This window comes from Gordonia effusa NBRC 100432 (assembly GCF_000241305.1).
GTDB classification, from domain to species: domain Bacteria; phylum Actinomycetota; class Actinomycetes; order Mycobacteriales; family Mycobacteriaceae; genus Gordonia; species Gordonia effusa.
In genome coordinates, this window is record NZ_BAEH01000092.1 from 32,151 (window position 1) to 55,585 (window position 23,435).

At 62.2% G+C, this 23,435-nt stretch carries 26 protein-coding genes; 12 read left to right on the plus strand and 14 right to left on the minus strand.

Going from position 1 to position 23,435, the window contains the following annotated elements:
• Positions 1-7: 7 nt before the first annotated feature.
• Together GOEFS_RS15820 and rnhA are read right to left on the minus strand one after the other, a co-directional pair.
• Positions 8-919 carry an NAD(P)-dependent oxidoreductase gene (locus GOEFS_RS15820; RefSeq protein WP_007318940.1) on the minus strand — a complete coding sequence of 304 codons (912 nt, stop codon included), beginning with the start codon at positions 917-919 and terminating at the stop codon, positions 8-10.
• Positions 916-1,377 (minus strand): ribonuclease HI, encoded by a 462-nt coding sequence (rnhA, locus tag GOEFS_RS15825; RefSeq protein ID WP_007318941.1) that lies wholly within the window; start codon positions 1,375-1,377, stop codon positions 916-918. Before rnhA ends, GOEFS_RS15820 begins: the two co-directional genes overlap by 4 nt.
• A 60-nt stretch (positions 1,378-1,437) precedes the next feature.
• Between rnhA and GOEFS_RS15830 the strand changes: the two genes are divergently transcribed.
• The 3 genes from GOEFS_RS15830 to GOEFS_RS15840 all read left to right on the plus strand — a co-directional run bounded on the left by GOEFS_RS15830 (position 1,438) and on the right by GOEFS_RS15840 (position 4,079).
• On the plus strand, positions 1,438-2,220 hold the full coding sequence (locus GOEFS_RS15830) for a methyltransferase domain-containing protein (protein ID WP_007318942.1): 783 nt from the start codon (positions 1,438-1,440) through the stop codon (positions 2,218-2,220).
• A 206-nt stretch (positions 2,221-2,426) separates the two neighbouring features.
• Positions 2,427-3,695, plus strand: a complete 1,269-nt coding sequence (locus GOEFS_RS15835; RefSeq protein ID WP_007318943.1) for a glycoside hydrolase family 183 protein — start codon at positions 2,427-2,429, stop codon at positions 3,693-3,695.
• Between the two features lie 27 nt (positions 3,696-3,722).
• Positions 3,723-4,079, plus strand: a complete 357-nt coding sequence (locus GOEFS_RS15840; protein ID WP_007318944.1) for a hypothetical protein — start codon at positions 3,723-3,725, stop codon at positions 4,077-4,079.
• 112 nt (positions 4,080-4,191) lie between these two features.
• Here the strand turns inward: GOEFS_RS15840 and GOEFS_RS15845 are convergent, their stop codons facing one another.
• On the minus strand, positions 4,192-5,055 hold the full coding sequence (locus tag GOEFS_RS15845; protein WP_007318945.1) for an arylamine N-acetyltransferase family protein: 864 nt from the start codon (positions 5,053-5,055) through the stop codon (positions 4,192-4,194).
• Between the two features lie 134 nt (positions 5,056-5,189).
• Here GOEFS_RS15845 and GOEFS_RS22575 point away from each other — a divergent pair, with 134 nt between their 5' ends.
• Together GOEFS_RS22575 and GOEFS_RS15855 are read left to right on the plus strand one after the other, a co-directional pair.
• Positions 5,190-5,804, plus strand: coding sequence for a hypothetical protein (locus GOEFS_RS22575; protein WP_007318946.1), 615 nt, complete (start codon positions 5,190-5,192; stop codon positions 5,802-5,804).
• 31 nt (positions 5,805-5,835) lie between these two features.
• Positions 5,836-6,360 (plus strand): DUF1697 domain-containing protein, encoded by a 525-nt coding sequence (locus tag GOEFS_RS15855; protein ID WP_007318947.1) that lies wholly within the window; start codon positions 5,836-5,838, stop codon positions 6,358-6,360.
• Between the two features lie 14 nt (positions 6,361-6,374).
• Here GOEFS_RS15855 and GOEFS_RS15860 read toward each other — a convergent pair whose 3' ends face one another.
• Genes GOEFS_RS15860 through GOEFS_RS15875 form a run of 4 tightly spaced genes read right to left on the minus strand, consistent with a single transcriptional unit; the run spans position 6,375 to position 8,854 of the window.
• On the minus strand, positions 6,375-6,908 hold the full coding sequence (locus tag GOEFS_RS15860) for a MerR family transcriptional regulator (protein ID WP_007318948.1): 534 nt from the start codon (positions 6,906-6,908) through the stop codon (positions 6,375-6,377).
• An 18-nt stretch (positions 6,909-6,926) separates the two neighbouring features.
• Positions 6,927-7,793, minus strand: coding sequence for an SDR family oxidoreductase (locus tag GOEFS_RS15865; RefSeq protein ID WP_007318949.1), 867 nt, complete (start codon positions 7,791-7,793; stop codon positions 6,927-6,929).
• A 51-nt stretch (positions 7,794-7,844) separates the two neighbouring features.
• Positions 7,845-8,432, minus strand: coding sequence for a hypothetical protein (locus GOEFS_RS15870; RefSeq protein ID WP_007318950.1), 588 nt, complete (start codon positions 8,430-8,432; stop codon positions 7,845-7,847).
• Positions 8,429-8,854: a CoA-binding protein gene (locus GOEFS_RS15875; RefSeq protein WP_007318951.1), complete on the minus strand. Its 426-nt coding sequence runs from the start codon at positions 8,852-8,854 to the stop codon at positions 8,429-8,431. Before GOEFS_RS15875 ends, GOEFS_RS15870 begins: the two co-directional genes overlap by 4 nt.
• Positions 8,855-8,956: 102 nt before the next feature.
• Between GOEFS_RS15875 and GOEFS_RS15880 the strand changes: the two genes are divergently transcribed.
• From GOEFS_RS15880 to GOEFS_RS15895, 4 genes are all read left to right on the plus strand, one after another.
• A complete protein-coding gene (locus tag GOEFS_RS15880) occupies positions 8,957-9,256 on the plus strand; it encodes a hypothetical protein (protein ID WP_007318952.1) in 300 nt (99 codons plus the stop codon).
• Positions 9,257-9,265: 9 nt separating this feature from the next.
• The gene (locus GOEFS_RS15885) at positions 9,266-11,059 is read left to right on the plus strand and encodes an alpha/beta hydrolase (RefSeq protein ID WP_007318953.1); all 1,794 of its coding nucleotides are present in this window, start codon (positions 9,266-9,268) and stop codon (positions 11,057-11,059) included.
• A gap of 66 nt (positions 11,060-11,125) precedes the next feature.
• Positions 11,126-11,905 carry an SDR family oxidoreductase gene (locus GOEFS_RS15890; protein ID WP_007318954.1) on the plus strand — a complete coding sequence of 260 codons (780 nt, stop codon included), beginning with the start codon at positions 11,126-11,128 and terminating at the stop codon, positions 11,903-11,905.
• A gap of 64 nt (positions 11,906-11,969) precedes the next feature.
• On the plus strand, positions 11,970-12,998 hold the full coding sequence (locus GOEFS_RS15895; protein WP_007318955.1) for an esterase-like activity of phytase family protein: 1,029 nt from the start codon (positions 11,970-11,972) through the stop codon (positions 12,996-12,998).
• Positions 12,999-13,007: 9 nt separating this feature from the next.
• Here GOEFS_RS15895 and GOEFS_RS15900 read toward each other — a convergent pair whose 3' ends face one another.
• On the minus strand, positions 13,008-13,487 hold the full coding sequence (locus GOEFS_RS15900; protein WP_040525274.1) for an Lrp/AsnC family transcriptional regulator: 480 nt from the start codon (positions 13,485-13,487) through the stop codon (positions 13,008-13,010).
• 130 nt (positions 13,488-13,617) lie between these two features.
• On the opposite strand from GOEFS_RS15900, the gene ald reads away from it, so the two are divergent.
• Positions 13,618-14,748: an alanine dehydrogenase gene (gene ald, locus GOEFS_RS15905; RefSeq protein WP_007318957.1), complete on the plus strand. Its 1,131-nt coding sequence runs from the start codon at positions 13,618-13,620 to the stop codon at positions 14,746-14,748.
• Positions 14,749-14,831: 83 nt separating this feature from the next.
• Here ald and GOEFS_RS15910 read toward each other — a convergent pair whose 3' ends face one another.
• Positions 14,832-16,034: a CoA transferase gene (locus GOEFS_RS15910; protein WP_040525286.1), complete on the minus strand. Its 1,203-nt coding sequence runs from the start codon at positions 16,032-16,034 to the stop codon at positions 14,832-14,834.
• A 30-nt stretch (positions 16,035-16,064) separates the two neighbouring features.
• Complete coding sequence (locus tag GOEFS_RS15915; RefSeq protein ID WP_007318959.1) at positions 16,065-17,276, minus strand: acetyl-CoA C-acetyltransferase; 1,212 nt, start codon at positions 17,274-17,276, stop codon at positions 16,065-16,067.
• A 124-nt stretch (positions 17,277-17,400) separates the two neighbouring features.
• Here GOEFS_RS15915 and GOEFS_RS15920 point away from each other — a divergent pair, with 124 nt between their 5' ends.
• Both GOEFS_RS15920 and GOEFS_RS15925 read left to right on the plus strand, forming a co-directional pair.
• Positions 17,401-18,282, plus strand: coding sequence for an HTD2 family dehydratase (locus GOEFS_RS15920; protein ID WP_007318960.1), 882 nt, complete (start codon positions 17,401-17,403; stop codon positions 18,280-18,282).
• Complete coding sequence (locus GOEFS_RS15925) at positions 18,279-18,734, plus strand: MaoC family dehydratase (protein WP_007318961.1); 456 nt, start codon at positions 18,279-18,281, stop codon at positions 18,732-18,734. The genes GOEFS_RS15920 and GOEFS_RS15925 overlap by 4 nt, the downstream gene beginning before the upstream one ends.
• A gap of 40 nt (positions 18,735-18,774) precedes the next feature.
• On the opposite strand, the gene GOEFS_RS15930 is transcribed toward GOEFS_RS15925, so the two are convergent.
• The 4 genes from GOEFS_RS15930 to GOEFS_RS15945 all read right to left on the minus strand — a co-directional run bounded on the left by GOEFS_RS15930 (position 18,775) and on the right by GOEFS_RS15945 (position 23,391).
• The gene (locus GOEFS_RS15930; RefSeq protein ID WP_007318962.1) at positions 18,775-19,434 is read right to left on the minus strand and encodes a GntR family transcriptional regulator; all 660 of its coding nucleotides are present in this window, start codon (positions 19,432-19,434) and stop codon (positions 18,775-18,777) included.
• 25 nt (positions 19,435-19,459) lie between these two features.
• Positions 19,460-20,608, minus strand: a complete 1,149-nt coding sequence (locus tag GOEFS_RS15935) for an acyl-CoA dehydrogenase family protein (RefSeq protein WP_007318963.1) — start codon at positions 20,606-20,608, stop codon at positions 19,460-19,462.
• Positions 20,609-20,708: 100 nt separating this feature from the next.
• Entirely contained in the window at positions 20,709-22,712 is a 2,004-nt protein-coding gene (locus tag GOEFS_RS15940; protein WP_007318964.1) for an OPT family oligopeptide transporter, read from the minus strand.
• Positions 22,713-22,995: 283 nt separating this feature from the next.
• Complete coding sequence (locus GOEFS_RS15945; RefSeq protein ID WP_007318965.1) at positions 22,996-23,391, minus strand: DUF4189 domain-containing protein; 396 nt, start codon at positions 23,389-23,391, stop codon at positions 22,996-22,998.
• Positions 23,392-23,435: the final 44 nt, after the last annotated feature.

Sequence of the window (23,435 nt, forward strand, 5' to 3'; positions counted from 1 at the left end):
CGGCGTGTCAGTAGTCGCGCTCCGCGCTCACTCGCGAGATCAATTCGTCGCCCGCCGCGAACCGTCGCAGGTTTTCGGCGAGCCACGGCGCCATCTCCTCGGTCAGGCGCGACGCCGGATTGGCCACATGCGGCGTGATGATCACATTGGGTAGGTCGAACAGCGGATTATCTGCTGCCGGCGGCTCGGGGTCGGTGACATCGATTGCGGCACCGGCGATTTCACCGGCGATCAAAGCCCGATACAAGGCCGCCTCGTTAACCAGTGGGCCTCGTGCCACGTTGACCACCCACGCATGGGATGGCAACGCGGCCAAGGAGACGTCGTTGATCAGGTGATGGGTCGACGGTGTCGACGGCGCGGCCAACACCACGTGGTCGACGCGACCCCACACCTGTTCCAAACGACTGGCGGGCACCGTTTCGTCCGCTCCCGCCACCTCCCTGCCGGAGTTGTTCACCGCGACAACCGTTGCACCACAAGCTTTCAGTCGCGGAGTCAACTCGCGGCCAATCCCGCCTGCCCCAATAATGCCGACGGTCGCGCCGCGCAATGTGCGCACCGCGGGATCTATCCGATCCTTATCCCAGCCGTAGCGGACAGCGGTGTTAATCTGGCGTAGCCCGGCTAGCAACAGTCCCAGTGCGTGTTCCGCACATCCGGCGGCGTAGAAACCCGAAGCATTGGTCCACAGCCGGCGATCGTCGATCACTCCGGCAGTCACGAACTCTTCGATACCCGCCGTCTTGAGCGCTACCCACTCGATGCTATCGGCTAGTTCTGGAAAACCATCGGCGCCACCGGTCCACACCAGAACCCGCGCCTCGCTGAGTGGAACGATTTGTGCCCCAACCTCTTTGATCGCGCCGGCGAGATGGTCATCGCCATGTGGTGCCAAGGCCACCCGTACCGCGCTCACTCCTGTTCCTCCCGGAGGGCGCGGGCCGCCGACGTCGCCAACGTATCGGCGATCTCGTTATAGTGATCTCCCGCATGGCCTTTCACCCATTTCCAGGTGACTTGATGGCGCTTCTCTTCCTCAACGAGCCGGCGCCACAGATCGGCATTCTTGACCGGCTGCTTGGCCGCGGTCTTCCACCCATTCGCCTGCCACCCGCTGACCCATTTGGTGATGCCGTTGCGAACGTAGGTCGAGTCGGTGTAGATAACGACAGTCGACGGTTTGGTCAGCGCTGCCAAACCTTCGATTGCCGCGGTTAGCTCCATCTTGTTGTTGGTGCTGTCCTCCTCGGCGCCGGAGATCTGCTTCTCATGGCCGCGATACCGCAGTACCGCTCCCCACCCGCCGGGCCCGGGGTTGCCCAGACACGCGCCATCAGTCGAGATCTCCACAATGTCGTCGCTCACGGCAGTCACGGTACCCGGGTCACTCGGTCGACGTAGCGAGCCCGCACGCCCCGCCCGTACCGTGGACTCATGGCATCGTGGGACCCCGCCCAGTACTTACGATTCGGCGACGAACGCACCCGCCCCTTCCTCGATCTGATCGGGCAAATTCCCGAATCCGGTAGTTCCGTCACGTCGATCGCCGATATCGGTTGCGGCCCCGGGCATTTGACGCGGTACCTGCGCCTACGCTGGCCGAGTGCCGCGATTGTCGGTGTCGATTCGTCGGCACCGATGGTCGAGCGCGCGAGAGCGGAGAACACCGACGAGGGAGTCCGGTACGAGCTGGCCGACGCATCATCGTGGCTGCCGACCGACCCCGTGGACATCATGGTCTCCAACGCCACGTTCCAATGGCTGCCGGACCAGTTCGCCACGATCGAGCGTCTACTCACCCGGCTATCGCCAGACGGCACCATCGCCATCGGCGTACCCGACAACGCGGACCGGCCAACGCATCGGCTGCTCGATGAGCTAGCCGCGGAGCCCAGGTTCGCCGGACGCTTCGACGAGATTCGCTCATTCGATCCGATGCCGCCGACCGACTACGCCGACTTCTTCGCACCACGCGGATTCGCGGTCAACGCGTGGTCGACGACCTATCTGCATATTCTGCGGGGCGAGGACCCGGTATACGAGTGGGTTAGCGGCACCCGGCTACGGCCATATCTCGCCGCCCTGGCTGACGCCCCTCAACTACGCGATGAGTTCATCGCCGACTATCGGGCGGCTCTTCGCACTGCCTTCCCACCCCGCGACTGGGGCACGCCGCTGCCGTTCCGGCGCACCTTCGTCGTCGCAACTCGTGACTGAGGCGCACGTTCAATCAGCTCGATATCGCCATTTCCGGCCGATCGGACCGCCGCGGATTGTACGACAATGACATTCGTGGCAGGGTCACACATGTGTGACGATCCGAGCAGAACCATTGACGCCTCACCAGCCTCTGGAGTCTCATCGTTCACAGAAGTTTCTCGACTCGCGCGATCCGAAGCGCACCGTTATTGAGGGGAATGCCGATGCGCATCACGCGTACCGCCGCCGCGGGCCTGGCCACCATAGGGCTCGTTTTGACCACGGCAACCGTCGTGGCGCCGCAGGCAGCCGCCTCACCGTGTAATGCCACCGGGATCGTCGGCAGCGACATCGGAAATACCGGTAGCTCGGGCTCCAGCGAGATCGGGCTGGGCAGTCTTGATTTCGGTAGCTATCGAGCGGGCGGCAAGAAGCCACAGCAACCGCTATTGAAATTGACGTCCGGCCCATCACAGACGGTCTCCTGGGTGACCGGACCGCGCAGCACCGCCAAGACGGACAAACGTTTCTCCATCACCTCGACCGACGTCGGTGTGCCGTGGGATAACGGCTCGGGCCAGGTACTGATGGCCTTCGGCGATACCTGGGGCAAATGCGCGGGTCAGATGGTTTGGCGGCACAACACGATGCTGCGTTCCAACGGCAACAGCGACCTGTCGAAAGGCATCACCTTCAACAACGCTCAGGTCGGGAACATCTTCTCCGGCGCATCGGTGACGTCGGCGCATCCGACCTTCGCCCAGCCGATGGTGAACGCGGTTGGTGTGAAGAATATCGAGATCGGCATGATCCCGACCGCCGGCATCTCGGTTAACGGCGTCCAGTATGTGAGCTTCATGTCGATTCACAACTGGGGTCCGCCCGGACGATGGGTGACCAACTACTCCGCACTAGCCGTCTCCCGAGACAACGGACAGCACTGGGCGATCGACTGGAATACGGCACGTTCCAATTACGAACTCAATATCCCCGGTAATCCGCATTTCCGAACCGGCCAAGGACGCTTCCAAGTGAGCGCGTTCCTACGAGTCGGACCGTGGGTCTACCAATATGGGACGCCCAACGGCCGGTACGGCGCGATGTTCCTCTCGCGCGTCCCGGCGTCGCAACTCACCAATATCAATGCCTACGAGTACTACAGTGGTGGAACCAACGGGCGCTGGTCCCGGGATTCTGCCACGGCCGGACGAGTGATACACGAACCGGTGAGCGAGTTATCGATCGCCTATAACAACTACCTGAAGAAATACGTCATGCTCGCGGCTCGCGGCGGTAGCGTCGTTATCCGCACCTCCCCCAAGCCGACCGGGCCATGGAGCAATCCGCGAGTCATCGTGCCGGCCAGCCAAACTCAGGGGCTATACGCGCCTTATATTCACCCCCGCTCTACCGGCCAGAATCTCTACTTCGTGGCCTCCCGGTGGGAAGACTACAACGTAATGTTGATCAAGACGGATCTATCGAAGATCTGAGTTTCTCGGCATATTGAGGGGGAGTCGATGCCCAATACAACAGTGCACGAAGATGTTTGGCCTGCCGGAGCGTTTACGTTGGATCAGGCCGCAGAAGTCTTACACGATGCTGGCTGGGAAGTAGCCGCACACGATGAGTCGCACCTGGTGGCAACGCGCGGATCTCGGCTGAATCTGCGATTGAAAGGGATCCTGTTCAAATCGGTCCGCGCGAATATGCCGGTGAAATTGGTGGTCAGACGATCCAGCACGGCAATTACAGTGACTGCCAGCGGCGATCCAGGCCGCTATCTATTCACGCTGGACATGAGCGATCTCTATCAAGCCAGCGCTCGATCCGGGATCGACGCACTTGCGGAGCTTGCGCGGGCCAGCAAGCCGTAATGCCCCCGCGCCGGAACGACGACGACGTCGGGAAAATCGTCCGAATAACACCTTACCGAGGGCATATTGCCCTCAGCCGCAATCTATTCGGACGATTTTCGCGGGCGCGACGTTACGGGCGCGAACGCATCCAGTCGAGTAGCGCCGCCACATCGGCCGTTTCCAGTTCGATGCCGAATGTGTCGGTGAGTAACGCCGGAATATCGGCAACATCAACGGTGCGCTCGACCGTCGAACCATCGGGATCTGTTGTTGCCCAATTGGTTCCATCGAGAGTGTACTGCGCCGAAGACGTAAATCGCTGCACGAATGGACGGGTGACAAAGGGCGAGCGTGGGGACGTCGATACAAAGTGGTTGCCGACCGCGTAGTCGATCGGATACTGCGGGTTGAGGGTGAAGACATGCCGGTCAAGCCACCCGACCTCACCATCGACGGTCGAACGCTGCCAGAGGGTCCACTGCGTAGGATGAAATACTTCCGCGTCCCCACCCAGCGGCGTCGACGACAGTTTCAGGCGCCAACCATCCTGATCAACCTCATACCCCTCGATCAACTCGACCGGTTCCAGGGGACCACGCCCAAAGCCGACGTCGCATAACCATTGGCGGCCATCGTCGAATTCCGCGACGATCAGAGCGTGGGTCGCCGGCCGCACCGTGTCCGCGCCCAGCGTGACCCGACCGCTCAGCGCGGTGAAGCGGAATCCGAGCCGCTCAAGAACCGCCGCGAACAACGTCACGTGCTCATAGCAGTAGCCGCCGCGAGCACGCCGAATCATCTTGTCCTGCAATGTTTCTAGGTCCAACGCGATTGGTCGGCCCAGCATTATCTCGAGGTTCTCGAATGGGATCGACGTCGTGTGGGCGCGATGTAATGCCGCAAGCGTCGCCTGCGTCGGCGCCCTACTGCCGTCAAAGCCAGTCCGCGCGAAGTACGCATCGAGATCCAGTTCGTCGCCATGCCAGGTAGTCACACTCCGAGCCTACTAATGTTCCGAAGGCGCATGGCCGCGCTCGATGTCCGTCAAACAGTCGACACATTTGTGTGCCGTCGACCGTTCGGTCGTAACCTCGCCTAAAGAAATAGTTCGCGACCGGGGAGGTTCTGATGCGACACAGCGGTGGAACTGTTCTGTCGCCGACGACGAATGCCAACGACGTCGGGTCACCCCGTACGTTGACTTTGCGACCGATGCGCCTATCGTCCCGACCACTGCTGTGTGCCGTGGGAATTGTCGCGGCGATGATCGCCGGCGCGCTGACGATGATGCCGTGGATCGATTTGTCCGCAGCCGACGGCACCTTCGCCTGGACCGGCCTCGGACGTATGCGTGGGCCGGAAGCTTCGCACTCCAGCGCGATATTGGATGTCAATCCTTTCGGCTGGACGATAGTGGTCGCCGCGGCGCTGACAATCGTCGCCGCGATGGCCGCGATCGCCCCTACTCCCCGAACAACGATCAGCCTGATGAACACCGTCGCGACAGTCTCGTCGATCGTCGCGCTGATAGTCGTCGCCACGATCGTGTGTATCCCCCAGTTGTTCTATACCGACTTCGTCCAACAACTGGGCGTTGAATCATTCACGCCGTTTACGCGCTCAATGCTGTCGATACCTGGGCTCGTCGCGGTCGGTGGCGCACTGATCGTGATGATCGTCTGCTCCGGCAGACTGGCCGTTATCCGCAGGCCGCCACGGGCGAATACGGCAGGCCGCTCGTAAACAAGGTTCCGACGACATAGAATTCAACTCCATGTCCGAGCGCATCGCACTCATTCGCGCAGTCAACGTTGGCGGCGCCAAACTACCGATGGCCCAATTACGGGAAATCGCAAGCGAACTCGGCGCCTCCGAAGTATCTACCTACATCGCCTCGGGGAACCTGCTGTACACCCCGCCGGGCGATTTCGACGACTTCGACCGCAAGCTGGAGAAGGCGATCGAAACCCAATTCGGCTACTTCCGCGAAGTCATCAGCCGCACCCCAACGCAACTCAGTCAAGCGTTAACCGCCCATCCTTTCAAGGTGATCGAGGCCAAGTTCTCCTACCTCTACGCACTGGCTGGAACGCCAGAAGCCAAGGCGGTCAAGGAATTTGAGGCGCGCGAGTTCCCGACGGAAGTGGTGCGTGTCATCGGCGACAATCTTCATATCCGCTACGCCGACGGCGCCGGACAATCGAAACTCACCGCGAGTGTCATCGCGCGCGGCCTCGGTGTCCAGGGAACCGGCCGCAACCTCAACACGGTGGCCAAGCTCATCGAGCTTGCCGAATAACCTGCTGGTAGACATCACTCGCCCGCATGGCCGCCGTAGGTCGCGATCTTGTACTCGGTGGCGACCAATGAGAGCGTCAGCTCTCGAATCTGCCTGCGCAAGGTGTCCCTATGTTCGATCAGCATATCCAGCCGCTCGGGTACTGTTTCGGCCCCCGCGTCGACCAACGCGACGTAATGCTGCAGATCGCGCATCGGCATGCCCGACAACCGCATTCGAGTTAAGAACACCAACCGCCGGACCGCTTCCGGTGAATAGATCCGATGTCCGCGCGAATCACGCTCGACGTCAACCAGATTCGCACGTTCGTAATAGCGCAAGGTATGCGCCGACACCGTCAACAGTTCCGATACTTCCGCGATGGTCATCGGTTCCGCGGAGTCGCCGGTCTCGGTGAGCCGATGAATCGCCTCGACCGAAGCCGGGGCAAGCGAAGCGACCGGAAATGTCACCGGGCCGCCAAGCTCACCAAGCGCCGCCAATGCCCGATTCATCAAGTCAGTGGATGACGACACAGTCCGTTCCGATGCCATATGCGAATCCACCATCTCTTCAGCCTAGGCCGTTCAGAACGGCCGCACAGAGGCCGGAACCCCCGGAAAGTCCGCCGCCACGGCTGTCTCGGCCCAGCGTTCCACATTTGCCAGACCGGCTCGATGGGACCCGTCAATCCGGCGTACCGCTTCGGCTCCCAGCGGTAGTCGCAGTGGAACGTCGGGACCATGCACCACATCGGCGATTATCCGGGCGGCGCGCGCTGGATCACCTTCCTGCACACCGTCTCCCGCAGCCATATTTGCCCGAACGTCATCGAGGAGATCGCCGTAGACCGAGCTCCGCTCGACGACTCGTAATACATCGGGCTCGTTGAATGCCGTGCGAAATCGGCTGGGCTCCACCAGCATCACGCGGATTCCAAACGGCGCGACTTCACCCGCAAGAGCTTCTGACCACCCTTCGAGAGCGAATTTTCCTGCCGAGTAGGCCCCGATACCTGGAAAGGATAGTCGGCCACCCTGGCTGCTCATCTGGACAATAGTGCCCGATCCCTGCGCTCGCATCGTCGGCAACACCGCGCGCACGAGCGCTGCCGGAACATGCAGATGGAGATCCATACCGGCGCGCAGTTCGGCTTCGCTGACTTCCTCTGCCGCGCCGACGATTCCCTGGCCAGCGTTGTTGACCAGCACGTCGACATTTCCGAACCGTTCGCGAGCGATATCAACGACGGTGTCGACACCGTCGGTGGACGCGGCGTCGAATTCACAAACGGCCACGCGCCCTGGCCACTCCGCCACGATTTCGTCAAGTGCTGTCGGACGCCGGACCGCGGCCACCACGTTGTCGCCGCGTCGCAAGGCCTCGAGGGTGAGTGCATAGCCGAAACCGCGAGTCGCGCCGGTGATGATCCAGGTCTGCTGTTGTGTAGTCATACCGCGAACGCTATGTGTTCGAGCGCGCTCAAACACAAGGCCGAGACGAAACTACTTACCCCGCAAGACCTTTGCCACTGAATTGAGGTCCGCGACCGCGGCGTCAGGCCGCGCGTCCCAGATCTTCTTGGGCAGCGCCTCCAACACCAAGATGGTCTGCTCGATGGCACGCAGTTTCCGTGCCTTGGGGCTGTCGATCCCCTCTGCCGCCTTCGCCGCTTGCTCGACACGGTCGGGCTCGTGGTCCTCGTCGTCATCGTCCTTCTCGACGACGCGGGAGTCGATGACGCCGATTGCCCCCTCATCGGCCATCTCGCCGACAGCGATGAGCTGATCGTCGAGTTCGAATACGGCCTTGTCGAGATCATCGCGTGCCGCGATTACCTCCGGCGTCGAATGGGCTCCCGGCGCCTGGTGAACGTCGGCGATAGCGTATCGGATGCGTTGGTGCAGTTGGGCTTCCGCCGCTGTGGAGGTGGCCCATTCGGCTGGCGCGCGACCCGGCTGTCCGGGAATCAGATCGGTCGACCTGGCGAACCGCCGGACTCGGTTGTTGGAATCCATCACAAACCACACAACGCCGGCCAGAACCAGCACGGCGAGGACCAACGCGATGACGACAATGACCAAGGCGCTCATCGTGCACCTCCCGATGGGACGATGCCGGTACGCCGCTGTTCGATGATGAGGCAGCGATCTTCGACGTAGCGCAGTCCAGCCGATTGCGCTATCTCCCGAGCTTGCGCCGAGCGAATGCCCAACTGCAGCCACAGGGCACTCGCGCCGACGGCCACCGCTTGACGTGCGATCTCGACCGCGTCGTCGGACGGCCGGAACACATCCACCAGACCCACTTGTTCGGGAATATCGGCCAGCGTCCGATACACGGGTTCACCGACGATCTCGTCAGCATGTGGGTTGACCGGGATGATCCGCCAACCGCGGTCCTTCATATAGGCGGGAATCTCGTTGGCCGCCTTGGCGGGATTGGCACTCGCTCCGACCACGGTGATCGTGTCGTAGTCGCGCAGGATCGATTCGATGACGTCGTCGGCGCTCACAGTTAGGAGTCTACGTCCGCAAATCCGATGGAACCGAGTTGGCTCCGTGCGCGTCTGTATAGGACGAGGCGACGCACGCCCGCGCGTCGAGGGAGGGACCCAATGACCTTTGCCGATCACGGGAGCGCGGTTGCGCTGGAAACCGAACGCGTCGAATCGTTCGGGAAGATCGCGACGATAGCCGGATCGATTGTCGGCGAACTCGACTTCACCGGCCTGCGCCCGACCTCGACGTCGGGAGACACGTTCACTTCACTAGCAGCATGTATCGCACCGGCGACCACCACAACTGCGGGCGTCGGAATACGGTTCGACGAGTGCGGCCGCTCCGCCGTCGCCGCTGCCGCCCAGTTGAAGCACGTCGACCGGCACGGTGCGGGTGTATTCAGTGCGATTTTCTAGGCGGTGACAATGCGCCCCACAATCTCCGCGCTACGTGGCTGGCGTCTCGATGAACTCATTGCCGCAGCGGCGATCGCGACCGCGAACGCTCAGGCGATCACCAATGCGGCCGGCATGATCGACCGCGCGCTGCTGTCGACGAGCACCTGGTCGGGCCGCGGCCAACAGGCCGCGAAGCGAACCATCGCAGCCAATGCCGATCATGCCGCCGAGGTCTGCGCGGTGCTGCACGCGCTCGCATCCACCGCGGCCAACGCCAATCGCGAACTAGTGCCCGCTCGCGACCTCGTGTTGTCCGAGGTCTCGCGCATCCTCGCCGATGGTTTCGATGTATCCGACACCGGTGAGGTTGGCGTGCCCAACGGTGACGACGCAGACGACGAGACGTGTGCCGACCGCGAAGCTTCCGCGGCTATCTGGCAGAACCGGATATCAACCGCATTGAGCGCGATAGCGACGCTCGATGACACTTATGGGCGAGCGTTCACCGCATACGCGAAGGACCTGGCCGATATGGTCGACGGGCAGCGACCGATCACCTTGCCCGACGGCACCCGCGCCGACCCCGACGCCGTCGTCGCCTCACTCGCGGCGATGACACCTGCTCAACGTCGAGCCTTCCTGGCGACCCTCACGGCTGACGATATCCGGCAGTTGATAATCGCCGATCCGCACACGATGGGCAACCTCGACGGCATTCCGTTCAGCACTCGGATCAGCGCCAATGACGTGAACATCCGGAACGCACTCGCCCAGGAGATCACTGCCGGTCGCGGTGACGGTGCCCGCGCCCGGAAGCTCACCGAGATGCTGACCCCGGTGCAGCGAATCGGTCCGACATTCGGTGACACCACGCCAGTTCGGCGACAATTCGTCGCATTCGCCAACACAAAGGTGGGGCACACCATCGAAATGGTCGGCGACCTCGATAATTCGACGCGCAACGCCGTCGTCTATGTGCCTGGGACCAACTCCAATCTCAACGGAAGTCGCTCCAACTACGAGAGCGCCCTTAATCTCTCCGCGCGAACCGGTGGGCCGGTGTTCATGTATCTCGACGAGCGACTGCCGCAGAAAATGGGACACGAAGGTGTGCTCGCCGGAGCACCGCTGGCGGCCGTACCCGCCGCAGCCCCCATCGGCGCCGTCCGGGCTGTGCTCGGATTGACCGACTCCGCGGCCGACACCGGGCCGGCAAAGGACATAGCGCCTGGCCTGGTGTCATTCGGTCGCGAACTCGACACTGAACTTAACCGCATCGCACCAACTGCCAAGACCACATTCATCGGCCACTCCTACGGCGGGGCGGTCGTTGGAACCGCCGAACAACTGGGTTTGCGGGCCGATCGCGTGATCTACGCGTCGTCGGCGGGTACGGGTGCGTTGAACACGGGCTGGCATAACGCGAACCCGAATGTTGAACGCTATTCGCTTACGGCGCCGGGCGATTGGATTCACACCGCGCAGCAGACCGGGCGATTGGGCACCGATCCTGACACAGCGCCGGGCGTAGCCCGCCTAGACACCGGCTACTACAGTCCTGGCGGGACTCATCACGGCCAACTCATCACCGGACAGAACGGCGGTCACGGCGGATATTGGGATGATCCCGACTCCACCGGGTTTCAGAACATGGTCTCGGTGATCGTTGGCGACACACCAACCGAGTACGTGGCACGAATACCTGACACTCCAGAGGCGCAGACCGCGAGTTTCGACGCTGCACGAATTGCCGCGACGACGGCCGGGTTTGTCCCGCTCCTGGGCGTCGAAACATTACGCCGATGGCTGTCGAGTGATTGATCCGCAGCCCTACATTCCTGTGCCGATTCGCCTTCCCCTCCCGGCCATTCGCGATATGAACGACATATGTCAGCACAACAACACGGTTCTCATCTCCGATTCGCCGGTCGCACCGCGATCGTGACCGGCGCCAGCCGCGGCATCGGTCTTGCCATCGCGCATCGCCTCGTCGATGACGGTGCACGTGTCGTCATCACCGGCCGCAAACCCGAAGCGCTCGACATCGCCGTCGACGAACTCGGTGGCCCCGACGTCGCCCTCGGCGTCGCCGGACATGCCGATGATGCGGCACATCAGCGCGAAACCGTCGGTCGGGCGGTCGACACATTCGGGTCCGTTGACCTTCTGGTCAACAACACCGGAATCAACCCGGTCTTCGGGCCACTGATCGACCTAGACCTCGACGCCGCGCGAAAGATTGTGGAAGTCAACGCCTTTGCCGCACTGTCGTGGACGCAGGAGGCATATCGCAACGGATTGGGTGCGGGTGGCGGCGCGGTTGTGAATGTGTCGTCGCTGGCTGGCATCCGGCCCGCGCCCGGCATCGCCATGTACGGCGCGAGCAAGGCAATGCTGATACATCTCACCGAAGAACTCGCACTGGAACTGGGCCCGGCAATCCGTGTCAACGCGGTGGCCCCAGCAGTGGTGAAGACCAAATTCGCGCGGGCGCTGTACGAGGGAAACGAGGAGCGAGTCGCCGCCGCCTACCCACTCAAGCGACTCGGGGTACCCGACGATGTCGGCAGTGCGGTTGCCTTCCTGCTGTCCGACGACGCCGCGTGGATCACCGGGCAACTCATCGTGATCGACGGCGGGGCAACTTTGGGTATGGCCAGCGGCTAACGTTCACTTGATGGTCGGCTGTCACGAGTGGACAAGCCGGTACCCGAGCAGCTATCGAATAGGTATGCGCCTACCGCGAACGTCAATCGCACGCCTTGCCGTCTGCGCCGCGCTCGCCGCGGTGTCGCTAACCGCGCCGCCGCTTGCCGAAGCCGCCCCGATCAGCGATCGTTGCTCTAATTCTGTTGAAGCCGTTGGCTATTCAGATTCACTCGACAAGGTTAGCGGCGTCGGCGGGCTATCCGCGCTCGCCTATGACCGACACTCGGGCCACTACTTAACCCTTCCTGACCACGGACGCAACGGCGCGGTGGTGTTCACTATCGCCGATCCCGACAATCCGCGGATTCTCGGCAGCCCACTCATCCTCAAAGACTTATCCGGTCGAGCGCTCGGCACGGCGCCCGACAACGAAGGCCTGGCCCTCGGGCGCGACGGCTCCCTGATCATCAGTTCGGAGAACACGCCGTCGATCCAAGTCTTCGGACGTGACGGCCGGCAACGCTTCGAATTGCCAGTGCCGCCGACATTCCGCGTCGCGCCACTGGGTAGAGCCAAGCCCAACGCCACCTTGGAAGGACTCACGGTGACGCCGTCGGGCAATCGACTCATCGCCGCGATGGAGGACGCGCTGCTCGGCGAAAATGATTCGCGCACACATCGATTCCTCGACTACCGGCGATCAGCTTCGGGTCGATATGAGTTGGTTCGTGAACTCGTCTACCACGCAGGGGCGGGCATGCGGATCGCCGATATCGCGGCATACGGTGAGGATCGAATCGTCGTACTCGAGTCGGCGTTTTCGCCGAGCAGCGGCAATACAGTACGGCTGAAAACATCGACGATCGGACCGCTAGCCGGAACTGCCGCTTCGCGCGTCATCGGAAACCGCCTACTGGCCGACCTTACGCACTGCCCGACGTTGGGCGCAAAATCCAAAGAGCCCCAGCGTAATCCACTGATGGACAACTATGAGGGCCTGGTCGTAACACCGAACGGCGACGGGCGGTTCACGCTACGCCTCATTTCCGACGACAACTTCTCGGCGAAGCAGATAACTCGATTGCTGACCCTGACCGCGACGTTGCCGTAAAACCGAGCATCAGAAAATCGGCGACGCACCCCATTGGTGCTCGAACACCAGTGACGTCGTAGTACCCGCAACCTCCGGTCGGCCATTGATGGCCTCGACGAGTTTGCGAAGGCCGTCAGTATCTTGTGAGGCCACGTGCATCAGGAAATCGTCATCACCGGCAAGAAAGAAGACGTCGGAAACCCCCGCCACCGTGCGGATCTCACCGACGAACGACCGAATCTTGCCGCGCGCCTCCGATTGGAGTCGAACGGCGATCAACGCCCGAAGTGGATAGCCGACCGCGGCCGGATCGATATCGGTCATAAAGCCGCGAATCACCCCGATGTCCACGAGCCGGCGGACACGACCATGACACGTGGATGGCGCGATCCCAACCGCCGACGCCAGCGCGTTGTTTGGGATACGCGCATCCGATTGCAAGAACTCCAAGATGCGGCGATCAGTGTCATCCAGCATCGGCCGAACATCCTTCGACGCGGTAGTCATCGCCCTGCTCCTATCCGAATAACCTGTCGCACCAACACCCTCGATAAGAATAGTCTGCGCATCAATTGCGCACATCTCGATGTTACTTCAGGCTTTTAGTACCAGGCCAGAACAAGATGCGGAGAGTCAGATGATCATCGGCGTACCCAAAGAAGTGAAGAACAATGAGTACCGCGTCGCCCTCACACCAGCTGGCGCAACCGAACTGGTTCACCGCGGACACGAGGTAATCGTCGAACACGGCGCAGGTATCGGCTCGGCTATCGACGACACCGACTATAAGGCGGCCGGCGCGCAGATCCTCGGCGGCGCGGCGCAGGTATGGGAACAGGCTGACCTGATCCTAAAGGTCAAAGAGCCGATCGAGCAGGAATTCGAACTTCTGAATCTCGGTGCGCGCGGCACCGACGACCGCAAAGCGGGACAGGTTCTATTCACCTATCTGCACCTCGCGGCCAGCCGTGCGTGTACCGAAGCGTTACTCGCCGCCGGCACGACGTCGATCGCCTACGAGACCGTCCAGAAGGCCGATGGGTCGCTGCCACTACTCGCTCCCATGAGTGAAGTCGCAGGGCGACTCGCTCCGCAGGTCGGCGCGGTGGCACTGATGAAGAGCGCTGGCGGGCGCGGAGTTCTGATGGGCGGTGTACCTGGTACCGCACCGGCCGAGGTCGTCGTAATCGGCGGCGGAGTCAGCGGCGTCAACGCTGCGACTATCGCGCAGGGCATGGGCGCACAAGTCACAGTCTTCGACCTCGATACCGACAAGTTGCGCGCCATCGACGCACGATTCGGTGGGCGCGTCGCCACTCGGTACAGCACGACCCTTGATCTGCACGAGGCAGTGAAAGCCGCCGACCTGGTGATCGGCGCCGTCCTGATACCGGGCGCCAAAGCACCGATGCTGGTGCCCAATTCTCTTGTGGCCCAGATGAAACCGGGGTCGGTGCTCGTCGACATCGCGATCGACCAAGGCGGTTGTTTCGAAGATTCACGCCCGACGACGCACGACGACCCGACATACACCGTGCACGACTCGATCTTCTACTGTGTCGCTAATATGCCTGGTTCGGTTGCCCGGACGTCGACGATGGCCTTGACCAACGCGACCCTGCCGTACGCTCTCAAACTCGCCGAGGGTTGGGAGTCGGCATTGCAATCCGATCCCGCGCTGGCCAAGGGACTGAGCACCCACGCGGGAGCACTCCTGTCGCCAAATGTGTCCCGCGCGTTGGGGATTGAGCTGGGCGGTGCTAGCTGAATCACTGTAAATGTCCCCGTGAGCGACGCAGGCGCTATATCGCCGGCCGCACCGGCCACGGGGACAGTTCCAGCGCCGCCGACTTACGCAACCGTCCCAGCGTCGTGCAACCGCCCCAATTCCGCGTCGGATAACCCAAGCACTTCGGCCAACACTTCGTCGGTGTGCTGACCTAACTCCGCAGCCGGCACCGATCCGCTGTAGTGCGAATCGAATCGGATCGGCGAACTCGACGAGATGACCGTCCCGACATTCGGCTGCTCGACGTCGACGAGAACGGCTTCGTCGGCTCTACCGGCACGGTGATCAGCCACCACCCCTGCCATCGTCCGATATGGTCCCCATAACGCACCCGCATCGGTGAGCGCGGCGCCCGCTTGGTCATAGGTGTGAGCAGCAAACCAGGGACGCAACACCGCCGCGATCACCTCGCGGTGCGCATAGCGTCCCTCATCGGTCGTGAAGTCGGCGGACAGTGAATTCTCCAGTGCTACAAATACATCCGATGTTTCAGTAGCGATGCCGATCGCACTCCACTGGCGCGGCGTCAACGCCACCAGCATCAGTCGGCGACTATCAGCGGTCGCGAAGTCGACACCGAAAGTCCCGTACATGTAGTTACCGTGCCGAGCGCGATCACCGTACTGGGCCGCCTCGGAGAGCCAGCCGAGATTCGCGACCGCCGCGAGCGCCACATCGGCCAGCGCGATCCGCATATACGATCCGACACCGCTCCGGTCTCGTCGACGCACCGCGGCGAGCAAAGCGGTCGTCGCCGTCTGCCCCGCTATCAGATCCCACGCGGGCAGAACATGATTCACCGGCAGCGGACTATCCGCCGGACCGGTCATGTCGGCGATACCCACGGCGGTGTTCACGGTGTAGTCCACCGCTGCTCCACCGCTGGCCGTGCCTTCGACATGGACTCGGATGACGTCGGCCCGCCGTTGCGCGAGTGCCTGATAGGAGAACCATGGCCGCCCGACATTGTTGTCGACGACGATCCCCGCGTCGGGACCGGGGGCAGTTGCCAAGGCCAACAACAACTCTCGCCCGCTCGCACTGCGAACGTCGATCGATACCGAGCGCTTCCCGCGGTTGAGTGAGGTCCAATACAAACTCTCGCCCGACGGCGCCAACGGCCAACGTCGGTAATCGACGTTACCGCCGATCGGGTCAACACGGATTACATCGGCGCCCAACTGCGCCAACGACATTCCGCCCGACGGTCCCGCGACAAAGCTCGCGAACTCGACGATGCGCAGTCCAGACAGAGGCATCACCATCGGGTCATCGACGTCGCTCACGGCATCTCCTTATGCGACTCGTTCGAAGATGGCGGCCAATCCCTGCCCACCGCCGATGCACATCGTCTCCAGTCCGAAACGTACCTGTCGACGGTCCATCTCGCGAGCCAGCGTGGCCAGAATGCGTACGCCGGTCGCACCGACGGGGTGGCCCAGTGAGATGCCGGAACCGTTCACATTGATGCGGTCGAAGTCCTTGTCCCCCAGCCCCATCGCGGTCGTACATGCGAGAACCTGCGCCGCGAATGCTTCGTTCAGTTCGATGAGGTCGATATCAGCGATACTCAGGCCGGCCCGCTCGAGTGCCGTGCGGGTGGCCGGTACCGGACCAATTCCCATCCGCGACGGCTCCACCCCGGCGGCAGCCCAGGTCACCAGTCGGATCAGCGGGCGGAGGCCAAGCTCGTCGGCGCGTTCGCGCGTGGTCACCAAACATGCTGCCGCACCATCATTCTGGCCGCTCGCATTGCCAGCGGTGACGGTGGAGTCAGGATCTATCTTGAGCCGAACCGGTCGCAGCGATGCCAACTTTTCCATCGACACGTCCGGTCGAGGATGTTCGTCGCTATCCACCACCACGTCGCCCTTACGGGTCGATGCCGTGATCGGCACGATCTCGTCGTCGAATAGCCCATTCTGTTGTGCCGCAACGGCACGCTGATGAGATGCGAACGCTAATCGGTCCTGGGCGTCGCGGCTAATCGCATACTCGGCGCGCAGATTCTCCGCGGTTTCCAGCATCCCGCCGGGTACCGGATAGTCGCGGCCACCGGCGGTGATCCGGCCCCGGGCAATCCGATCGCTCAGCGGCGTCTGCTCACCCGGGAAACCAAAACGGAGGCCGAGGGCATAGTGCTCGGCTTGACTCATACTGTCGGCGCCACCGGCAATCACCACGTCGCAGATACCTGTCTGGATTCGCATAGCGGCGTCGAGCACCGCCTGCAAGCCCGAGCCACAGCGCCGGTCAAGTTGCTGCCCGGGAACCGTTACGGGCAACCCGGCGTCGAGGGCAGCGATGCGGCCGAGCGCCGGCGCCTCCCCGTTGGAATAGCACTGACCGAAGAGCACATCGTCGATAGCCGCTCCGTCTATTCCCGTGCGCGACACCAATTCTCGTACGACATGCGATGCCAAATCAGCGGTCGGCACATCCTTGAGACTTCCGCCGTAGCGGCCAACCGGTGTACGCAGCGGCTCACAGATTACGACTTCTCGCATTACGGTCCTCTCGTCAACTGCCGGTCGCGGCAGGCGCGGTAACGCCTCGATAATATATTATGCGTAATGGTCGGCACCGAGTGCCGTGGCAGTCGCTCGATGCGCTAGAGAACTTTTGAGGAATATGAACAACTGGACCGCTCGCCCGATCACCACCCACGAATTGATCGACCCGGGACCCGTAGCCGCGCTGGCTTCGTTATTCGACGACGGCCTGCCGACGCCAGCGGTGGGCAATATCCTTCCGCCACTGTGGCATTGGGTCGCGCTGCCGCGGTGGAGTCCGTCATCGCAACTAGCCGCCGACGGCCACCCATTCCGCGGTAGCTTCTTACCGCCGGTCGAGCTACCTCGACGGATGTTCGCCGGCGGTGAAGTGTCGTTCATGGCCGACCTACGCGTCGGCGACACGGTGCGGCGTGAGTCGATAGTCGAATCAGTGACCGAAAAGAACGGTCGCAGTGGCCAATTGGTGATCGTCGTGGTGTCGACGACACTGTTCACCGCCGCCGATGAGCCTGCCGTCACCGAAAAGCAGAATCTGATCTATCGGGAAGCCGAGGTGCCAGCAGCGGTGGAACAGTATGTTGGTCCGGCCCTGCCGCCTGCCCGTGGCCCCGTCGGGCCACCTTTGGTCGCCGCTGGCGCGGGCAGATGGGATTTTCGCACCGACCCCACCTTGCTCATGCGATTCTCCGCAGCAACCGCCAACGCTCACCGAATTCACTATGACTGGCCGTACGCAACCGGGGTGGAAGGATATCCCGACCTGGTGGTGCACGGACCACTGATGACTCTCGCTCTAGCCGAAGCACATCGGCTCGCCGGATCGGCGAGCCGGATTACAACGCTTACACATCGCAACCGGGCGCCATTGTTCTGTGGGCAATCGGCACACCTGCGCTCGACCGTGACTTCGGCGGGGCATAACGTCGAACTGTTCGGCCCTGACGCCGGCACCCGAACCGCAATCGAACTGACCCTGAGCAAAGGAGCCCAGCCATGACCCGCGCCTTCACCTCGCTCGACGAGATCCGTGACGCTATCGGCGAAGAGATCGGCCCGAGCGAGCCCCTCACGATCACGCAGGACCGAATCAACGCCTTCGCCGACGCCACCGGCGATCACCAGTGGATTCACATCGACGCCGAACGTGCCGCGGCCGGCCCGTTCGGGACCACCATCGCGCACGGCTACCTGACGCTGTCGTTGATTCCGCTCCTTGGCGCCGGTTTGTTCTCCCTCGGCTTCGGCGGCGCCAAGATCAACTACGGCTCCAACAAGGTCCGCTTCCCCTCGCCGGTCCCGGTCGACAGCGTTCTGCGCGCTACCGCGACATTCACCGATCTGACCGAAAGCTCAGCCGGTGCGGTGCTGACCGTGAAATACGTAGTCACCGCCGACGGTGCCACCAAACCCGCCTGCGTTGCCGAAACACTCGTCGTACTTACTCCCTAGGCTCTTACTCCCTGGGCCCTTCTGCCTGGCCTCTCACTCCCTAGGCGCTTTCGTCCCAGATTCCCTGCTTGCGCAACATCGCGATCACCTCTTGTGCGCCGGACATGATGTGGTCCCGCATCAGCTCGCCGGCGCGCGGTGCGTCGTGTTCCCGCAGTGCGGCAAGGATTTTCGGATGCGCGTCGCAGATGTCTTCGACATGGCCTTCGATGTCGTTGTAGAAGCGATTCGGCAATTGCTTGACGATCATGCCGAGCATCTGCGCGAGGCGACGCGAGTTGCCGGCCAGATTGATGGTCCGGTGAAACTCGTGACCTAACGAGATCGCGGCATCCGACGACGCGTCAACCTCCATCGCCGCGAGGTGACGTGCGTAAAGTTCAGTCAGCTGCGTCAGCTGTTCGTCGGTGATGTTTCGCGCTGCGCGAGAAGCTAATTCGGCGCCAAGTGCGGCCTGTGCCCAGAACAGGTCGTGCACATCCTGTGGGCTGAAGTCAGCGACGACGAAACCCCGGCGGGGCACCAGCTCGACGAACCCCTCCCCCGACAGCAGTAAAAGCCCTTCTCGCACAGGAGTATTACTGACACCGACAGCCGATGCGATTGGCTCTGTGCGCAGAAAATCGCCCGGCCGGACTTGGCCGGAGATGATGAGTTCGCGCACATAGGCCGCGACATCTTCGGATAACTGCGCCCTCATCGGCGACTCTCCTTCCCCACGTTGATCAGATCTTGTTTCGCGCGATCAGTTGTGCCGCAATGACATTGCGCTGGATCTCGTTGGTTCCCTCACCGACGATCATCAGTGGCGCATCCCGGAAGTAGCGCTCGACGTCGTATTCCTTCGAGTAGCCGTATCCGCCGTGGACGCGGATCGAGTCCAACGCGATCTGCATCGCCGTCTCCGAGGCGAACAGCTTTGCCATTCCGGCCTCCAGGTCGGCGCGCTCGCCGCGATCCAGTTTCTGCGCGGCGTCGAGAGTCAGCAGTCGGGCGGCCTGTTGTTTAGTACCCATATCGGCGATCAGATTGCCGACCGATTGATGTTTCCAGATCGGTTTGCCGAATGACTCCCGTTCCTGCGCGTATCGGATCGCGGCGTCGAGCGCGGCCTGTCCGACGCCCAAAGCCCGTGCGGCAACCTGGATTCGGCCGACTTCCAAGCCGCGCATCATCTGACCCCAGCCCAGATGTGGCACACCACCCAACACCGCGGTGCCGGGCACCTCGCGCCCGTCGAAGACGAGTTCGCATGCCTCGACGCCACGGTAGCCGAGCTTCGGTAGCTTCTTAGAGATCGTCAGCCCCTCGCCCGGCTCGACCAGGATTACGCTCATCCCGTTGTGCGCGGGTGAGGCTTCGCGGTCGGTGATACACAGCAGGCCGATAAGCCCGGAATGAGCAGCATTGGAAATCCAGGTCTTTGAGCCGGTGATCGAGTAACCCTCCGACGAGGGAGTCGCGTAGGTCCGCATCGCTTGGAGGTCGCTACCGCCGCTGGGTTCGGTCAGCGCCATGGTGGCCCGAATCGACCCATCCGCCATCTTCGGTAGGTAGTTGTTCTTCTGCTCTTGTGTGCCAAAGGTTTTGATGAGATAGGTGATAACCGAATGGCCTCCGATTGCCCCGGCCAGGCTCATCCAGCCACGCGCCAGCTCTTCGGTGACCCTGGCGAAAGCGGCAGTGCTGATGTCGACGCCGCCGTACTCCGCGGGTGCCAGCAATCCGAAGAAGCCGAGCCGTTTCATTTCGTCGATGAACTCTTCGGGGTAGATGTCGTTCTCGTCGAACTCGCGGACATTTCCCCGAACTCGCTGGTCGACGAAATCGGCGACCAGCGCAACCATGTCCTGCTCGTCAGAGGTCAAACTCATGAAAATCCAATCGCTCGCCGCCACGAACTGTCCGGGCGCGTCGATTAAATATAATATGTAATTCTTCGGAGCCGGCTACACGCAGGGCGACCGGGTCGACCTACTTCGCGAGATTGGTCTTTTCGTGCTCGCCTGTCGACCGATTCGCCCACCGCTGTGTCGTCTTGTAGAGAGCGCCCACTAGCAAGACGAATACAGCGACACCCAATGCCTCGGCCCAGTGGGTGAACCCCTCGCCGATGAACGGCAAGGCCAGCGGCTCGTCATCGCTGGTAGCAGCCACAATGCCCGCGAACACCACGCCAAAGAGACTCTCGCCGACAATCAGGCCGGTCGCCAACAGCACGCCGATCCGCTTCTTCCGCTCGACGTTGTCGCCGGTCCGCTCAGCCCAACGATCGTAGAAGCGGCCGATGATCGCACCGAGCGGAATGATCAGCGTCAATGACATCGGCAGGTACATACCCATGCCGACGGCGAGCGGCGGTAGTCGGAGCTTCTTCGTCGTTTGCCCTAACACCTCGTCGACGAGAATGACGACAACGCCGATCGCGCCGCCGAGGCCGATGAGCCCCCAATCCAGGTCGTCGCCGAGAACTCCTTGTGCCAACGTCGAGATAAGCGCCGCCTGCGGAGCCGCGAGAGCGTTGTCGTCGGCCCCGGGCGCGCCTTGGAAGCCGAATGCCGTCTGCATGAGTTGCAGGATCGGTGGAATGATCGCCGACCCGAACACAACACCAATCACCAACGCCACCTGCTGCTTCCACGGTGTCGCCCCGACGAGCTGGCCGGTCTTCAGATCTTGCAGATTGTCGTTAGATATGGTCGCCACGCCGAACACGATCGCCGATGTGAACAGGGTGAATGCGATGAGCGCGGTGGTTTGGCTGTCCGTCGTTTCACCAAAGGTGAATTTGATGAGAATCGCGGCGATCAGGACCACGAGAATTCCGACGCCGGAGATCGGGCTGTTCGATGAACCGATCAGACCAGCCATATAGCCGCAGACCGATGCGACGAGCAGTCCGATCACCAGCACGAAGCAAATGCTGGTCGCGATAATTCCGACCGCTCCGCCTTCCAGCGGGCTGCCTATTGTGAAGTCCCACAAGAGAAGTCCGATCGGAATCATCGAAACGAGGACGACTCCCACCACGTACTGAATCGGGATGTCCTGCTCGGTGAGCGCTACCAGAGAACCTTGCCGGCGAGCACGCGATGACGCTATCGCCGCTTTGATGCCACGGGCAATGGGTCCGATGATCTTCAGCAGCGTCCAGATCGCGGCCACGGCGATCGCCCCGGCGCCGATCAGCCGAACCTCGTGAGTAAAGATGCCGCTGACCGTATCGGCGAACTCGCTGCTAAGCAGCGGATTGTGCGCACTGCGGATAGGCAGCAGTACAAAGAACGAAATGACAAGTCCCACAAGCATTGCGATGCCGACAGCTAAGCCAACGAGATGCCCGACACCAATCAACGCGAACGACAGACTCGCACCGAACATCGAGCCACCCGCACCGACGCGGAAGGTCGCCGACAGTGAACTCGCGACCACCTTAAGGGCCGCCAACAGCGAAAAGCCAGCCGCGGCAACGCCTCCCAGCGTGATCACCCGCAGACCCAGCCGGTTCTCCTCGACGCCCTGAGTCGTATCGCCCACCTTCAGAACTTCCGCGGCCGCTACCCCTTCCGGATATGGGAGATCCGATCCAGTCACCAGTGCGCGACGTAGCGGGATGGAATACATGACGCCGAGAATCCCGCCGATCGCACAGACCGCGACGGTGATCCAGTAGGGGAAGCCAGCCCACCAGCCGATCATCACCAGGCCGGGTAGGACGAAGATGATCGCCGAAAGAGTGCCCGCGGCCGATGCGATGGTCTGCACGATGTTGTTCTCGATCACGGTGTGATTCGCGAAGTATCGCAGAATGCTCATCGAAATCACCGCCGCGGGGATGGCGGTGGCGAAGGTCAGGCCGACTTTGAGTCCGAGATATACGTTGGCCGCCGTGAAGACCAACGTGATCAAGCCACCAAGGACTATGCCCCGTAGCGTGAGTTCTCGCATGGTCGGTGCGCTCACAGGTTTAGTGGACACGTCGGCTCCTCGGTCTCGGCGTCGATGACAACAGCCAACCTTAGGACTCGACGCCCGCGGCCACATGATGAACACGCACGATCAGTCCGACCAGGCACGCCTTACGTCGGCTATGTGCGTTATGTCGGGACATCGGCGGTCCTGGAAATGTCCCCCTGACGCGCGCAGACGCTATATCGCCGCCTGCTCCCACCACGGGGGCAGTTCCAGTAGGGACAAACAAAACACCCCCGACCCAGTGTGGGTCGGGGGTGTTTTCTAATCCCCGGGGTTCTGTCTTACATCAGTAGCGCGGACGAGTGGTGCACGCCCACACGATGGTGCGTGAGCCGCGGCCGGCCGCGTTCCGCGCCGCGTTGACCGCGCGGTTGCGAGTGGGCCCATATGCCCAGCCCCAGCGGCGGGTGTATGGCTGCTGCGCGGCGGCGCCACAGTTGTTGTGCATCAAGACAACCCACTGGCAGTCACGGGCGCCGCATTTGCGGATAGCGGCGCGCTTCGCCGACGCGGGCGACGGGAAGTCGATCGCGTATGACGCATTCCCGGTACGGACGGAAATAGCGATCGAGCCATAGTAGTTTGGCGCGGCGGACGCCTGCGAAGGCACACTGACCAGGCCGACGATAGCTATAAGTGAAAGCAACGCACCGGTCACAACTCGGCGGATTGACTTCGTCATGGGTGTCCCCTTTATCGGTAGTTGGTAACGGACTTATTGAACTC

Excerpts from the sequence above, each read along its gene's own strand:
- GOEFS_RS15830 (WP_007318942.1), top strand. The coding sequence starts at position 1,438 with ATGGCATCGTGGGACCCCGCCCAGTACTTACGATTCGGCGACGAACGC.
- GOEFS_RS15835 (WP_007318943.1), top strand. The coding sequence starts at position 2,427 with ATGCGCATCACGCGTACCGCCGCCGCGGGCCTGGCCACCATAGGGCTC.
- GOEFS_RS15840 (WP_007318944.1), top strand. The coding sequence starts at position 3,723 with ATGCCCAATACAACAGTGCACGAAGATGTTTGGCCTGCCGGAGCGTTT.
- GOEFS_RS22575 (WP_007318946.1), top strand. The coding sequence starts at position 5,190 with ATGCGACACAGCGGTGGAACTGTTCTGTCGCCGACGACGAATGCCAAC.
- GOEFS_RS15855 (WP_007318947.1), top strand. The coding sequence starts at position 5,836 with ATGTCCGAGCGCATCGCACTCATTCGCGCAGTCAACGTTGGCGGCGCC.
- GOEFS_RS15860 (WP_007318948.1), bottom strand. The coding sequence starts at position 6,908 with ATGGTGGATTCGCATATGGCATCGGAACGGACTGTGTCGTCATCCACT.
- GOEFS_RS15865 (WP_007318949.1), bottom strand. The coding sequence starts at position 7,793 with ATGACTACACAACAGCAGACCTGGATCATCACCGGCGCGACTCGCGGT.
- GOEFS_RS15870 (WP_007318950.1), bottom strand. The coding sequence starts at position 8,432 with ATGAGCGCCTTGGTCATTGTCGTCATCGCGTTGGTCCTCGCCGTGCTG.
- GOEFS_RS15880 (WP_007318952.1), top strand. The coding sequence starts at position 8,957 with ATGACCTTTGCCGATCACGGGAGCGCGGTTGCGCTGGAAACCGAACGC.
- GOEFS_RS15885 (WP_007318953.1), top strand. The coding sequence starts at position 9,266 with ATGCGCCCCACAATCTCCGCGCTACGTGGCTGGCGTCTCGATGAACTC.
- GOEFS_RS15890 (WP_007318954.1), top strand. The coding sequence starts at position 11,126 with ATGTCAGCACAACAACACGGTTCTCATCTCCGATTCGCCGGTCGCACC.
- GOEFS_RS15895 (WP_007318955.1), top strand. The coding sequence starts at position 11,970 with ATGCGCCTACCGCGAACGTCAATCGCACGCCTTGCCGTCTGCGCCGCG.
- GOEFS_RS15900 (WP_040525274.1), bottom strand. The coding sequence starts at position 13,487 with ATGACTACCGCGTCGAAGGATGTTCGGCCGATGCTGGATGACACTGAT.
- ald (WP_007318957.1), top strand. The coding sequence starts at position 13,618 with ATGATCATCGGCGTACCCAAAGAAGTGAAGAACAATGAGTACCGCGTC.
- GOEFS_RS15910 (WP_040525286.1), bottom strand. The coding sequence starts at position 16,034 with ATGGTGATGCCTCTGTCTGGACTGCGCATCGTCGAGTTCGCGAGCTTT.
- GOEFS_RS15915 (WP_007318959.1), bottom strand. The coding sequence starts at position 17,276 with ATGCGAGAAGTCGTAATCTGTGAGCCGCTGCGTACACCGGTTGGCCGC.
- GOEFS_RS15920 (WP_007318960.1), top strand. The coding sequence starts at position 17,401 with ATGAACAACTGGACCGCTCGCCCGATCACCACCCACGAATTGATCGAC.
- GOEFS_RS15925 (WP_007318961.1), top strand. The coding sequence starts at position 18,279 with ATGACCCGCGCCTTCACCTCGCTCGACGAGATCCGTGACGCTATCGGC.
- GOEFS_RS15930 (WP_007318962.1), bottom strand. The coding sequence starts at position 19,434 with ATGAGGGCGCAGTTATCCGAAGATGTCGCGGCCTATGTGCGCGAACTC.
- GOEFS_RS15935 (WP_007318963.1), bottom strand. The coding sequence starts at position 20,608 with ATGAGTTTGACCTCTGACGAGCAGGACATGGTTGCGCTGGTCGCCGAT.
- GOEFS_RS15945 (WP_007318965.1), bottom strand. The coding sequence starts at position 23,391 with ATGACGAAGTCAATCCGCCGAGTTGTGACCGGTGCGTTGCTTTCACTT.